Origin of the sequence: Corallococcus aberystwythensis (assembly GCF_003612165.1) — a bacterium.
Classification (GTDB): Bacteria; Myxococcota; Myxococcia; order Myxococcales; family Myxococcaceae; genus Corallococcus; species Corallococcus aberystwythensis.
This window is the reverse complement of the sequence record NZ_RAWK01000103.1, coordinates 17,037-30,480: the sequence shown is the minus strand read 5'-3', so window position 1 is coordinate 30,480 and position 13,444 is coordinate 17,037. Positions and strand designations below refer to the sequence as shown.

Sequence of the window (13,444 nt, the reverse complement as noted above, 5' to 3'; positions counted from 1 at the left end):
GTCCCACCCTCCGGCACCACCAACCGCACGCTCCCGCGAGTCCCCGCCTCGAAGCGCACCGGCGTCCGGCTGAGGAACGGGTCCCCCAGGGGCAGCGCCAGCACGCCTCCCGCGCGGTGGAAGTCCGGCGCGTTGCGGGACAGCGCCACCGCGCGCTCACCGGAGAGCAGCCCCTCCAGCAACAGCCGCTCCCCGATGCGCTGAGGCTGGGCATGGCTGATGAGCGTCAGCGCCGGCACCACCTGGGCGGCCTGCGAAGGCGTGCCCTGGGTGCGGACTGCGGTCGTGGAGAAATCCGTGGGGTTCTTGGGCGGCATGGGCTTCCGGGGAAGCCTACAACGGGCTGGCTGCCCCTGGGCCGGCCAGGCGGGTTTCCTTCCTGCTTCCCGTTCCCCCAGCCGGGAGCCGTCCCCACGGCTGCTCGCACGGTGTGCTCACGCAGTGGGGGCGGAAGCCACGCCCGCGCCCCACCCCGTGAATAGTGTTGAGAGGCGCGCCGTGTGGATCTTCGAGAGAGCCCGACCTCCATGTCTCCATCGACCTCGAACATCAATTCCTTCGACGCCGTCCTCTTCGACCTGGACGGCGTCATCATCGACACGACCGAGCTGCACTATCGCGTCTGGGAGGACTTCGCCCGCGAGCGGGGCTACGTGCCCACGCGTGAGGAGCTGCTCGCCACCAACGGCCGGCGGGCCGGGGAGACGCTGCGCGCGTGGTTCGGCGCGGAGCTGGACGACGAGCAGGTGGCCGAGCTCACGGAGGACCGGGAGCTGGCCTTCCACCAGCTGCTCGACCACGAGCCGGTGTCCGCCGTCCCCGGCGTGGGCGCCTACCTCATGTCCCTGAGGAAGGCAGGCGTGCCCTGGGCCCTGGGCACGAGCGCCCTGGCCCAGAACGCGGAGCGGGCCCTGGCGCGCGTGGGGCTGGAGCACCTGTTCCCCGTGCGGGTGACGTCCACGGACGTCGCCCAGGGCAAGCCGGATCCGGAGGTGTACCTCAAGGCCGCCGCGGCGCTGGGCGTCTCGCCGCATGCGTGCGTGGTGTTCGAGGACGCGGTGGTGGGCCTGCGGGCCGCGCGGGCGGCGGGCGCGGCGTGTGTCGCCGTCGCCACGTCGTTCCCGCGCGAGGTCCTGGTGCGCGAGCGGCCGGACTGGCTGGTGAGGGACTTCCGGGACCTGCCGCAGGCGCTGCGTCCCGGAAGCCACGGCCTCACGGCGCCGACGGCACGTCACCCGTGAGCACGCAGATGAACGCGTCCGGGTCGCACTTCACGGGGAACAGCGGGTTGATGCCGGAGCCGCGCAGCCGGCCCGCGTCGTAGTCCGCGTACGGGTCGCACAGCGCGTCGTCCGGCAGCTTCGTCTTGCTGTTCTGGCACTTCACCACCGGCCAGATGCCCTTCACGGTGTACTCGGCGTTGCAGCCGTTCTCCGAGTAGCCGAGGTCCGCGGTGAACTGCGTGCCCGGAATCTCCGGCGTGTTGTAGATGCGCAGGTTGCTCCACGCATAGCCGTAGTCCTGCGCGGGCAGCGCCCCGCCGTCGGGCGCCGTGGAAGCGGGCACCTCCAGCCGCGTGGGCGTGAGCTCCGGCACCGAGCAGAAGTGGTCCGCCCCCGGCGTCGCGGAGGCAAACGGGCCCACCGCCGTGGCGGTGGCCTTCGAATCCGCCGACAGCCGGGACGCGAAGTCCTCCAGCAGCTTGCCCAGCCGCGCGCTGCGCACGCCCACGGTGTCGGGCGCGGCCGGATCCTGGTTGAAGAACTTCTGCAGGCCCAGCGGCTCCGGCTTGAGCCGCGCGCAGACGCCGTCCGGGTTCTGCCCGGGCTTGAGCTCGTACGTCACGGCGAACGAGCCGGTGGAGCCGTCCGACACGGCGCGCGCCACCACGCACTCGGGCTCCGGTTCACTGCCGCATGCGCCCACGGCGACGGCCGCCGCGGCAATCCCTGCACTCACTGCCATCCAACGAAGCTTCATCGCGGGAGTCCTCATGGTGCGGGGCCTAGAAGCTGAGCTTCGCGCCCAGACGGATGGAGCGCGGAGCCTGGTAGGCGGTGGGCCGCTTGAAGTTGGGGTTGATGTCCTGCACGCCAATGGGCAGCCCCGTGGCGGTGGAGATGACCTTGCAGTTCGGGTTGTTCGCGGTGAGGCAGGCGGTGAGGTCGTCCGGCTTTCCGCCCTGCTCGATGGCGTACACGCGCGTGGTGGCGAAGGTCTGGTCCACGTCCGTGTACTGCTGGAAGTTGAAGAGGTTGAACACGTCCAGGGACACCGTGAGGACGTAGTCCTTCACCAGCCTCTGGTTGAGGCCCACGTGCCCGTCCACGCCGTGCACCCAGGGCAGCCGGCCCGCGCTGCCGCGCGGCAGGATGAACGTCTCCGAGCCGCTGCGGCGCGGGTGCAGGCCCAGGTAGTTGAGCGGCGTGCCGGAGCGCGCGCGGTAGTTGCCGCCCACGTTGATGCTGGTGCGAGGCCCCAGCACCAGCTCCTTCGCGGCGAACACCTTGAAGGAGTGCGTGCGGTCCCCAGGCAGCTGGCCCTCGCGGTTGACGGTGAGCGACACCAGGTCGAAGTCGCGCGTGAGGTTGGGGGACAGCTGGCCGGTGTCCGCGCGGAACAGGCCGGAGTAGTTCCCGCGCAGCGTGGACCAGGTGTAGCTGGCCTGCGCCAGCCACCCGTTGGTGAAGGCGCGCTGGAAGTAGAGGTTGACCGCGTCGTACTCGCGCCGGGCCAGCGGGAAGTCCGTGGAGTAGCCCTTGCCCGGATTGCCCAGGAAGAAGGTGCTGCCGTCGTCGCGGCTCATGTCCTCGATGACGTCGTTGAGGTAGCGCCGGGTGTACGTGGCGCCCAGGCGGCTCGCGGTGAAGAGCTCGTACTCGCCGCCCACCACGAACTCGTCCGCGGACTGGGCGCGAATCTTCGGGTCCACCGGCACGCGGTCGCCACCCTGCGCGTCCCACAGCTGGTTGGGGCTCTCGCGGTTGCCAATGGGCTTCCGGTTCGCGTCCGCGACGCAGTCCACGAGCAGCGACCCTTCGCGCGACGGGTTGCACGGGGGCGCGGCGTAGGTGGCGGACAGCAGCTGCTGCTGCGGGAAGGACAGGTCCGCCATGTCCAGGGGGACGTTCTCGAAGAAGCGCGCGTAGTTGGCGAAGACCTTGGCGCGGCCGCTCTGCGTCGGGTCGTAGATGACGCCCAGGCGCGGGGACCACTGGTTGGGCAGGTGCAGGCCCACCTCGCCGTCCAGGCCGTAGATGGTCTGCACGTCGTAGCGCAGGCCCACGTTGACGGTGACCTTGTCCATCACGGACCAGCTGTCCTGGAGGAAGCCGCCCACGGTGGTGGACGTGGAGGTGCCCTCCTTGCTGTCCAGGAACACCGGCTGGTCCGGGCCCTCCAGGTAGCCGTACTGGTTGAGGGTGAAGAAGCAGGTGCCGTTGCCGCACTCCTGCCAGGGCGCGAGGCCCGTGCGCGCGCGGTTGTTGTAGAAGCTCATCCGCTCGATGTCCGCGCCCGCCTTGAGGATGTGGTGGCCCAGGGCCTCCAGCAGGTAGGTGCCCATCACCTTGCCCTGCACGCGGTCCAGCCGCTGGATGCTGATGGTGCCGGGGCCGCCCGTGGAATAGGCCGTCACGGGACAGCGCTGCCGCTGCTCCTCGGGCGTGCTGCCACAGTCGGTCGCGTTCGGGAGCGTCTCGAACTCATTGATGGTGTGCGGGCCCGGGTTGCTGGTGCGGCGCCAGGCGATGTTGGACTTCGCGGACAGGCCCTCACCGGAGCCCAGGTCCGAGCCGTCCGACGGGAGGATGGAGTCCGCCTGGTGGTGCCAGCCGAGCGTCGCGTCCACGAGCAGCTTCTTGTCGAAGAAGGACGACGCCTGCTTCGCCACGATGTCCATGGCGCTGTTGCTGCGCCGGGTGGCGATAGCCTCATACGCGCCCTGCACGAAGCTGGTGCAGGACAGGCTGGTGCACACCTCCGGCTCGCCGTCGTCGCTGAAGGAGTACTTGCCGCTGCCACCGGACGAGCGCGGCGTGCCGAACACGGACACGGACAGGCTGTGGTCCGGGTTGAAGTTGTAGGTGAGCTTGCCCAGGTACTGCACGCTGCGCTCGTCCGCGAAGCGGCTGACGCGGCTGCCTTCGATGGGCGACACCTGGGAGAAGCCGGTGGTGGGGTCCTTACGGCGCGCGCCCACGGCGGTGCAGCCGTTGGCGGCGTCCACCTCCGTGCACAGCTCGTAGCTGCTCAGCTGCCGGTCCACCTGGATGCGATTGAAGGACGGCGCGACGCCCACGTAGAACCAGAGCTTGTCCTTGAGGAGGGGGCCGCCCAGGTCGAAGCCGAAGTCGCCCAGGTTGTGGGCGCTGCCCTGCGCGGAGATGACGCTGCCTTCGCGCAGGACCTCCTTGCCGGACCGCTGGAAGACGCCGGGCGCGTAGTTCGCGAACACGGAGCCGTGGAACTCGTTGGAGCCGGACTTGGTGACGACGTTGAGCACGCCGCCGGTGGAGCGGCCGTACTCCGGCATGTAGCCGCCGGTGATGATGTTGACCTCCTTGACGAACTCCACGGACAGGGGCGTGCCCAGCGTGCCCACGCCGGGGTCGTTCACGGACAGGCCGTCCACGACGTACTGGCTCTCCGGGGACGAGCTGCCGCTGATGCTCACGCCGTAGCGGTCCTCGGTGGCGCCGGGGGCGAGCTCCGCCAGGCCTTCAAAGGAGCGGGACGCGGAGCCCTTGGTGCCGGGGCGGATGACGGCGATGTTGCGGATGAAGTCCTGGTCCACGGTGACGCCCGCGGCGCTGGAGCCCACGTCCACGCTGGGCGGCGAGCCGACGACTTCGTAGTCCTGGCTCATGGTGTCCGGCGCCAGCTCCGCGTTGAAGCGGATGGTGCGGTCGATTCTCAGCAGGATGCCGTCGCGGACGTAGGGCTGGAGGCCCTGGCCGTCGAAGCGCAGCGTGTACATGCCCGGCGGCAGCTGCGGGATGCGGTACAGGCCGCTCTTGTCGGAGACGACGGTGCGCTCACCCTGCAACTGGGGCGACGTGGCGGTGACGACCACGTTCTCCAAGGGCTGCTTGTCGAGCGCGTTCGACAGGGTCCCGGTGATGACCGAGTTGCCCTGGGCCCACGCCCCGGCTCCCCACAACACGACCATGAGCCACAGCCCACGGATGAAACGGATTCGTCTGAGCACGTCTGCGCCCCTCCCGGAGAAGGCGGCGAACTTTGTCGCAAAACCTGAGAAATCCACCAGCCCAAATCACAGAGACTTTGCCGCTAGAGCGGAAAATCCCCGACCCGCTGCGTCAGGCCCGGTGGGAGGGGGCTCAGGGGATGTTCCAGGGCTCCGACGTGAAGAGCGCGTGGAAGAGCGTGGTCTCTGGCGGCTTCATGAAGTTGACGTAGAGGGGGATGGGCGTCTGCGCGATGTCGAGGGGCAGCGCGGTGGCGCCGAAGTCCGCTTCGATACGACGGGCGACCGTGTCCGCGATGTCTTGCAGCTCCAGCGGGATGGGGCCCAGGAACACCTTGGAGTCCAGGCAGCGCTTGCCCAGATAGTGATGCCGGACGCAGTGCACCGTGTAGACCGGGGCCAGGATGCTGAGGTACCCGGCGACCGTCCAGATGTACTGGGGCCGACTCATGACGCGCTCATAGGGAGGATAGACGAGTGCGCCAAAGCTCGGGTTCGCCAGGGGCGGCGTGTAATCCCAGACCTTGCACTCAGGGAGTGCGACCCTGAGTTCCTTGAGCAGCGCCCCCCACCGAGGCCCTTCCTTGTTCTTCTCGTCCCAGAGGGCTTGGTAGCGAAGGTCCTCGGGACTGGGCTCCTGACGGAAGACATAGGTCAGGTCCGCACCCCAGTAGAGCCGAGCAACCGCGAGCAATTCTTCAGCGGAAGGCGTCATGGCTTCTGGCTCCAGCCCTGACAGGAGTTGTGACCTTATGGCACGCCTGAGCAACCCGGGAGCCCCGGACCGCGCCATTGAGTGCAAGGGTGAAGGCGTCCCTGAGTTCCTTGCAGGCGAGACCCAGTGACGTCGCAGGCGTGGTCGCAGCGAGCACCGTCTGGGCCGCCAGGTTTACGCAGTCCGCTGAGATGCGTTGGGCCAGTTCCGGCGAAATGGCTCCCAATAACTCTGTCTCTAGGGGCATCCCGACCCCCAGCGTGCACATGAAGACCTCTCCCGTGTCCCGTCGGAGCGGAACATGGAGGCAGGCCTCGCGCCAGCCTCCCGCTCCTGGCTCCGTCTTGCTCACAACCGTGACGAACCGGAAGTGCCGGGGCTGGAGGCTGCCCTCCACCACGGTCCCGGTCCCCGTCGCGCAGCCTGTGAGCAGCCACGCCAGCCCCAGGCACATCACCTGTCTCGTCACGTCCATGGCCTTCCCCCCCGGAAGGCCACCGACGTCACTTCAAAACCCTCTCAACGCTCCATCGCCTCAGGGGACGGGCTGTCCGCTGAGATACTGGGACAGTGTTCGTCTGACCCCTAGAAGCCCTTCAGCGCTCCACCGTCACAGGCAATGGACTGGCCGCTGATGTACGCAGCCTGCTCCGATGCCAGGAATGTCACCAGCGCCGCGAACTCCTCCGGCCGCCCCAGCCGCCTCGCAGGGATGTTCGGCGCCACCTTCTCGTCGGACAGGCCCAGGTCCTTCATCCGGTCCGTCGCGTGGTAGCCCGGCAGCGCCGCGTTCACCGTGATGCCATACGGCGCCACTTCATTGCTCAGGCTCTTCACCAGCCCCAGCAACCCCGCGCGCAGGCCGTTGGACACCGTGAGGTTGTTCATCGCCTCGCGCGCCGCCGTGGACGTCACCAGCACGATGCGGCCCCAGCCCTGCGCCTTCATGCCCGGCAGCGCTTCTTGAATCGCATCCACCGTGGCCAGCCACAGGCTCTGGAACCCTGTCTGCCATTGCTCCACCGTGATGGCCTCGAAGCCACCGGACGGCGGGCCCCCCGCGTTCACCACCAGCACGTCCAGGCCGCCCAGCTTCTGGGTCACCTCGCGCACCAGCCCGCGCGCGGCTCCGGCTTGCGTCAAATCACACGGCACCGCCAGCGCCGCGCCCAGCTCCTTCGCCGCCTTCTGGAGCTTCTCCCCGCCTCGCGAGGACACCGCCACCGTCGCGCGCTCCTTCACCAGCGTGTCCGCGATGGCGCGCCCCAGCCCCGACGACGCGCCCGTCACCAGCGCCCGCCTACCCTTCAAGCCGAAATCCATCCGCGTGCTCCTCCATGAAAGGGCTCAGCCGGCCGCGAATCAGCTTCGCCGCCAGGTCCAGGTCCACGTCGTCCGGCCGCTTCAGGTCCTTCGCCAGCTCGGACACGATGCCGCCCGCGATGGCGCCCACGCCGTACGCCAGCCGGTAGGGCACGCGGCTGAAGCTCACCAGCGTGTAGCGGCTGACGAACTCGCCCGGGAAGGCGTTGAGCAGCACCTTCTCCACGCCCTTCTCCAACAGGAAGCGCGGGTCGGCCGTGCTGTCGCGCATCTCGATGAAGTTCTCCACCGCCATGTCCGCGATGGCGTCCGCGTTCGTCTTGCGCAGCCGCTCGAACTCACCGAACGCGGCCGTCCAGTCCGGCTGCTTCTCCAAGAGCGCGTCCAGCACCACGCAGTCCTCGAAGCCGCAGTTCATCCCCTGCCCGTAGAACGGCACGATGGCGTGCGCCGCGTCTCCCAGCAGCAGCGTGCGTCCCCCCGCGTGCCACGGCGCGCACTTCACCGTCACCATGTGCCCGGTGGGCCGGGAGAAGAACTCCTCCACCAGCCCGGGAATCAGCGCCTTCGCGTCCGGGAACTGCTCCTGGAAGAACGCCTCCAGCGCCGCGGGCGTCTGGAGCGTCGCGAAGCTCACCGGCCCCTCCCACGGCAGGAACAGCGTGCAGGTGAAGCTGCCGTCTTCATTCGGCAGCGCGATGAGCATGTACGTGCCGCGCGGCCAGATGTGCAGCGCGTGCTTCTCCATCTGGAAGCGTCCGCCCTCGCCCGGCGGAATCGTCAGCTCCTTGTAGCCGTGTCCCAGCGTCTCCGAAGCCTCCTGGGCGCCCGCCTGGGATTGCAGCGCCTGCCGCACCGCCGAACCCGAGCCGTCCGTGCCGAACACCACCGCGTCGCGCACCTCGCGCGTCACGCCCGTGGCCTCGTCCAGCACCGTGAGCGCCCCCGCGGAAGGATCCGCCTGCGTCACCCGCTGACGGAAGCGGATGGACACCCGGCCCGTGGCTTCCGCCTGTGTCATCAGGAACCGGTTCAGCCAGCCGCGTGACAGGGAATTGATGTGCTGCGAGTCGTCCTTGCCATACGGCTGGAAGGCCAGCTCGCCCTTCACCGGGTGGATGACCCGCCCGCGCATGGGGATGGCGTGCTTCAGCGCCTCCTCCTCCAGGCCCACCTGCCGCAAGGCGTGCAGGCCGCGCGTGGAGATGGCCAGGTTGATGGAGCGACCCGCGTCCAGCGCTTCGCGGCGCATGTCCGCCCGGCGCTCCAGCACCTCCACCGTGTGGCCCTTGCGGGCCAGGTACAGCGACAGGAGCGAACCCACCAGTCCCGCTCCCACCACCGTCAGCTTCGACTCATTCGAGGGCATGGGCTTCCAGCGCCTTCACGAAGCGGAAGACGTCCAGGTACGTGTTGTAGAGGGGCGCGGGCGCGGCGCGGATGATGTCCGGCTCGCGGAAGTCGCAGATGATGCCCGCGGAGGACAGCTGGTGCAGCAGCCGCTTCGGCTCGCCCTTGAAGCGCAAGGACAGCTGCGCCCCGCGCTGCTTCAGGTCGCGCGGCGTGGTGATGGTGCAGTACCCCGCGGGCAGCCGGTCCAGGAGGAACTCCATGAACCCGGTCAGGTGGTCGCTCTTGGCGCGCAGGGCCGCCATGGTCGCCTTGTCGAACAGCTCCAGCGACGAGCGCAGCGCCGCCAGCTGGAAGATGGGCGGGTTGGACAGCTGCCACCCCTCCGCGCCCGGCAGCGGGTCGAAGGTGGGGCCCATCTCGAAGCGCGTGGCCTTGTTGTGGCCCCACCAGCCCTCGAAGCGAGGCAGCTGGGGCGAGTGCGCGTGCCGTTCGTGCACGAACACGCCGCCCAGGCTTCCCGGCCCGCCGTTGAGGTACTTGTACGAACACCACACCGCGAAGTCCGGCCCGTCGTCGTGCAGCGACAGCTTCAGGTTGCCCGCCCCGTGCGCCAGGTCGAAGCCCACCTTGCAGCCCTGCGCGTGCGCCACGCGCGTAATCTCTCTCAAGTCGAACGCCTGTCCGGTGAGGTAGTTCACGCTGCCCAGCATCACCAGCGCGACCTCCTTCCCGTGCCGCTCGATGGCCTCCAGGATGTCCTCGGAGCGCAGCGTGTCCTCGCCCTCACGGGGCATCAGCCGGATGATGGCCTCCTTCGGGTCGTAGCCGTGGAAGCGCGCCTGCGACGCCACCGCGTACTGGTCCGACGGGAAGGCGCCGCCTTCAATCAGGATTTTGAAGCGCTCGCGCGTGGGCCGGTAGAACGACACCATCATCAGGTGCAGGTTCACCGACAGGGTGTTCATCACCACGACCTCCACGGGCTGCGCGCCCACCACGCGCGCCACCATGTCGGTGAGCTGCTCGTGGTAGGGCAGCCACGGGTGGCGGCCGTGCACGTGGCCCTCCACGCCCAGCCGCTCCCAGTCCTCCATCTCCATCTGCACGTACTTGCGCGCCTTGCGCGGCTGCAGCCCCAGCGAGTTGCCCGCCAGGTAGATGGCCGGCGCACCCGAAGGCGCGGGAGGGAAGAGGAACTCGTCGCGCAGGGGCCTCAGCGGATCCTTTGCGTCCAGGCCGTAGGCGAACACATCGGTGTTCTCGTAGACAGGGGCCGTCATGGTGCGAAGTCCTCGTGCGAGCGCCCCAGCCACTCCAGGGCGTTGCGATAGAGCAGCTGCTCGCGCACCGAAGGCGCCAGGTCCGTCAGCGACTCGATGAGCGTGCCGGGCCGCTCCTCGCCCAGCGGGAAGGGATAGTCACTGCCCAGCGCGACCTTGTCCGCGCCGAACAGCTTCACGATGGCGCGCAGCGTCTCCGCGTCATGCACCAGCGAGTCCACCCAGAACCGCCCCAGGTAGTCGCGCGGCGCGACGGGGTTGTCCACGGCCACCAAGTCCGGGCGCACTTCGAAGCCGTGCTGGATGCGACCCAGCGTGCCGGGGAACGCGCCGCCGCCGTGCGCGAACGCAAGCCGCAGCTTCGGCAGCCGCTCCATCACCCCGCCGAAGATGAGCGAGCAGATGGCCAGCGACACCTCCGCCGGCATCCCCACCAGCCACGGCAGCCAGTACTTCGCCATCTTCGCCTCACCCATCATGTCCCACGGGTGCACGAAGACGGCCGCGCCCAGGTCGCTCGCCGCCTGGAAGAAGGGGAAGAGGGCCGGGTCGGAGAGGTTCAGGTCGTTGACGTGGCTGCCAATCTGCACGCCCGCGAACCCGAGCGTGCGCACGCAGCGCTCCAATTCCTTGACCGCCAGGTCGGTGGATTGGAGCGGCACCGTGCCCAGGCCCACGAAGCGCTTGGGCGCTGTCGCCACCGCGCCGGCCAGGTGGTCGTTGAGGAAGCGCGCCACCTCCAGGCCGTCCTGCGGTTTCGCCCAATAGCTGAACAGCACCGGCACCGTGGACAGCACCTGCACCTGGACGCCGTGCGCGTCGCACTCCGTGGCGCGCTGCTTCGGGTCCCAGCAGTTGCTCTCAATCTCGCGGAAGAACTTCCCGTCATCCCGCATCATCCGCGCGCGGCAGGGCGCGTGATGGTCCAGCGTGATGAAGCCGCCGTAGCCGAAGCGCTCGGCGAAGCGCGGCATCTCCGGGGGGAGGAGGTGCGTGTGGATGTCGACCTTCACTTGGGCGCACCACCCCGCGTCACCTGCGTGCCGCACCGCTTGCAGGTGCAGTTGTCGGCGTTGCCATAGAAGTGCTCGAACACCGGTGGCAGCTGCGTCACCAGGTTGGTGACGTGCAGCGATTCCTCATAGAGCTTGTCGCCGCACTTCGGGCACAGCCACAGGAAGGAATCCAGCTCCTGCGGCTGGCGGCGGCGCTCCAGCACCAGGCCGATGGTGCCCGCGGGCCGCTGCGGCGAGTGCGGCACCTTGGGCGGCAGGAGGAAGATTTCGCCCTCGCGGATGGGGACGTCCTGCACCTGTCCCTCGTCGATGACGCGCAGGGTGATGTCGCCCTCCAGCTGGTAGAAGAACTCCTCGCCCTCGTTGACGTGGAAGTCCGTGCGCGAGTTGGGCCCGCCCACCACGGTGACCATGAAGTCCCGGTCCGCCCACACCTGCTGGTTGCCCACGGGCGGCTTGAGCAGGGGGCGGTGCTCGTCGATCCACTTCTTGAAGTTGATGGGGGTCAGTCGGCCCATGTCACTCGTCTCCAGTGGTGGCGATGCACTTGAGTTCAATGGCGATGGGCGTGGGCAGCGCGTTGATTTCGAGCGTGGTGCGGCACGGCGGGTTGTCCTTGAAGTACTCCGCCCACAGCCGGTTGTACGTGGGGAAGTCCCGCTTCATGTCCGTGAGGTACACCGTCACGTCCACCAGCCGCTCCCACGACGAGCCCGCGTCCTCCAGGATGTAGCGCACGTTGCGGAACACGGAGTGGCACTGCGTCTCGATGTCGTAGGAGACGATGTTGCCCGCCGCGTCCAATTCCACGCCCGGGATGGCCTTGCTGCCGCGCTCGCGCGGGCCCACGCCGGAGAGGAACAAGAGGTTTCCCACCCGGCGCGCGTGGGGGTAGAGCCCCACCGGCTCCGGGGCCTTCTTCGAATCGATCCGCTCGCCAGCGCTCACGTGTCGCTCTCCCCGCTCAAAGCTTGATGCAGACGTTCTTGGGCTCGGTGAAGAAGCGCAGCGCGTCCCAGCCGCCCTCGCGGCCCACGCCGGATTCCTTCACTCCGCCAAACGGCGTGCGCAGGTCGCGCAGCATCCAGGTGTTCACCCAGACGATGCCGCTGTGCAGCCGGGCCGCGAACCGGTGCGCGCGCGCCAGGTCCTTCGTCCACACGCTGCCCGCCAGCCCGTAGCGCGTGGAGTTGGCCCACGACAGCACCTCCTCCTCGTCGTCGAAGGGCATCAGCGTGGCCACCGGGCCGAAGATCTCCTCCTGGTTCGTGCGGCACGTGGGCGCCAGGCCCTCCACCAGCGTGGGCTCGATGAACCAGCCGTCCGCGCAGCGGCCGGGAACGCTCGCGCGCTGGCCGCCCGTCAGGATGTTGCCGCCCTCCTGCTTCGCGAGCGCGATGTAGCCCATCACCTTCTCGAAGTGCTCGCGCGACACCAGGGCGCCCTGGTCCGTGCCCTCCACCAGCGGGTCGCCCACCTTGAGGGCCCGCGTGCGCGCGACGAGCGCTTCCTTGAAGCGGGGATACAGCGAGCGCTGCACGAAGATGCGCGGGCCGCACAGGCAGATCTGCCCCTGGTTGGCGAACGACGAGCGCAGCGTGGTGGCCAGCGCCTCGTCGAAGTCGCAGTCCGCGAAGATGACGTTGGGGTTCTTGCCGCCCATCTCCAGCGACAGCTTCTTGAACGCGGGCGCGGCCACGCGGGCAATCTCCGCGCCCGTGCGCGTGCTGCCGGTGAAGGAGATGGCGCTCACCTCCGGGTGGCGCGTGAGCGGTCCACCGACGTGCGGCCCCAGGCCGTGCACCAGGTTGAGCACACCGGGCGGCAGCCCCGCGTCGCGGCACACCTGCGACAGGAGGTAGGCCGTCATCGGCGTCACCTCCGACGGCTTGGCCACCACGCAGTTGCCGGCCGCCAGCGCGGGGGCAATCTTCCACGTGAGCAGGTACAGCGGCAGGTTCCACGGCGAGATGCAGCCCACCACGCCCAGCGGCGAGCGCAGCGTGTAGTTGAGCGCCACGCCGTCCATGGGGTGCGCTTCACTGGAGAACTGGGTCGCCGCGTCCGCGAAGAACTCGAAGTTGAGCACGCTGCGCGGGATGTCCACCGTGCGAGCCACCGCCAGCGGCTTGCCCGTGTCGATGGACTCCGCCCGCGCGAAGGCGTCCAGGCGTTCGTGGATGAGGCCCGCGATGCGGCGCAGGAACCGCGAGCGCTCCATCGCCGGCAGGGCGGCCCACGCGGGGAAGGCCCGGCCCGCGGCCTCCACGGCGGACCGCACGTCCTCCTCGCGCGAGTCCGGCACGTGCGCGTAGAGCTGGCCCGTCGCGGGCTCCGGCTTGTCCAGCCACTGGCCGCCCGCGGCGGGCACCAGCTCGCCACCGATGTAGTTGAGGACCTTCTCCAAGGCAGCGCCCTCCTGAGGGGAGACGCGGCAATGTATGTCGCGGCCGTCCGCCGCCTCCAGGATTCCGAACAGTGGACGTCGGTTGGCGCTCGCTTGCGCGGCCGTTTGGCTCCCAGCGCCTCCGGGACCCGCTCCACCGGT

Annotated in this window: 11 protein-coding genes and 1 pseudogene; 1 reads left to right on the top strand and 11 read right to left on the bottom strand. The window is 69.1% G+C overall.

The features are described from left to right. Positions 1–317: pseudogene (locus tag D7W81_RS18375) on the bottom strand (sigma-54-dependent Fis family transcriptional regulator); the annotation flags it as partial. 210 nt (positions 318–527) lie between these two features. Between D7W81_RS18375 and D7W81_RS18370 the strand changes: the two are divergent. Then, a complete protein-coding gene (locus D7W81_RS18370; RefSeq protein WP_120556698.1) occupies positions 528–1,241 on the top strand; it encodes an HAD family hydrolase in 714 nt (237 codons plus the stop codon). Here D7W81_RS18370 and D7W81_RS18365 read toward each other — a convergent pair. The 10 genes from D7W81_RS18365 to D7W81_RS18315 all read right to left on the bottom strand — a co-directional run bounded on the left by D7W81_RS18365 (position 1,213) and on the right by D7W81_RS18315 (position 13,303). Further along, positions 1,213–1,965: a hypothetical protein gene (locus D7W81_RS18365; protein WP_244227274.1), complete on the bottom strand. Its 753-nt coding sequence runs from the start codon at positions 1,963–1,965 to the stop codon at positions 1,213–1,215. The genes D7W81_RS18370 and D7W81_RS18365 overlap by 29 nt on opposite strands. Positions 1,966–2,005: 40 nt before the next feature. Then, positions 2,006–5,209: a TonB-dependent receptor gene (locus D7W81_RS18360; protein WP_120556696.1), complete on the bottom strand. Its 3,204-nt coding sequence runs from the start codon at positions 5,207–5,209 to the stop codon at positions 2,006–2,008. Positions 5,210–5,342: 133 nt separating this feature from the next. Then, complete coding sequence (locus D7W81_RS18355; protein ID WP_120556695.1) at positions 5,343–5,924, bottom strand: hypothetical protein; 582 nt, start codon at positions 5,922–5,924, stop codon at positions 5,343–5,345. Positions 5,925–6,509: 585 nt separating this feature from the next. After that, entirely contained in the window at positions 6,510–7,247 is a 738-nt protein-coding gene (locus tag D7W81_RS18345; protein WP_120556693.1) for an SDR family oxidoreductase, read from the bottom strand. Further along, the gene (locus D7W81_RS18340; protein WP_120556692.1) at positions 7,225–8,616 is read right to left on the bottom strand and encodes an FAD-dependent oxidoreductase; all 1,392 of its coding nucleotides are present in this window, start codon (positions 8,614–8,616) and stop codon (positions 7,225–7,227) included. The genes D7W81_RS18345 and D7W81_RS18340 overlap by 23 nt, the downstream gene beginning before the upstream one ends. After that, complete coding sequence (kynU, locus tag D7W81_RS18335; RefSeq protein ID WP_120556691.1) at positions 8,603–9,880, bottom strand: kynureninase; 1,278 nt, start codon at positions 9,878–9,880, stop codon at positions 8,603–8,605. Before kynU ends, D7W81_RS18340 begins: the two co-directional genes overlap by 14 nt. Continuing rightward, positions 9,877–10,893: an amidohydrolase family protein gene (locus tag D7W81_RS18330; RefSeq protein WP_120556690.1), complete on the bottom strand. Its 1,017-nt coding sequence runs from the start codon at positions 10,891–10,893 to the stop codon at positions 9,877–9,879. Before D7W81_RS18330 ends, kynU begins: the two co-directional genes overlap by 4 nt. Beyond that, positions 10,890–11,414: a 3-hydroxyanthranilate 3,4-dioxygenase gene (gene nbaC, locus D7W81_RS18325; RefSeq protein WP_120556689.1), complete on the bottom strand. Its 525-nt coding sequence runs from the start codon at positions 11,412–11,414 to the stop codon at positions 10,890–10,892. The genes D7W81_RS18330 and nbaC overlap by 4 nt, the downstream gene beginning before the upstream one ends. 1 nt (position 11,415) lies before the next feature. After that, positions 11,416–11,844 carry a RidA family protein gene (locus tag D7W81_RS18320; RefSeq protein ID WP_120556688.1) on the bottom strand — a complete coding sequence of 143 codons (429 nt, stop codon included), beginning with the start codon at positions 11,842–11,844 and terminating at the stop codon, positions 11,416–11,418. A gap of 16 nt (positions 11,845–11,860) precedes the next feature. Continuing rightward, the gene (locus D7W81_RS18315) at positions 11,861–13,303 is read right to left on the bottom strand and encodes an aldehyde dehydrogenase (protein WP_120556687.1); all 1,443 of its coding nucleotides are present in this window, start codon (positions 13,301–13,303) and stop codon (positions 11,861–11,863) included. Positions 13,304–13,444: the final 141 nt, after the last annotated feature.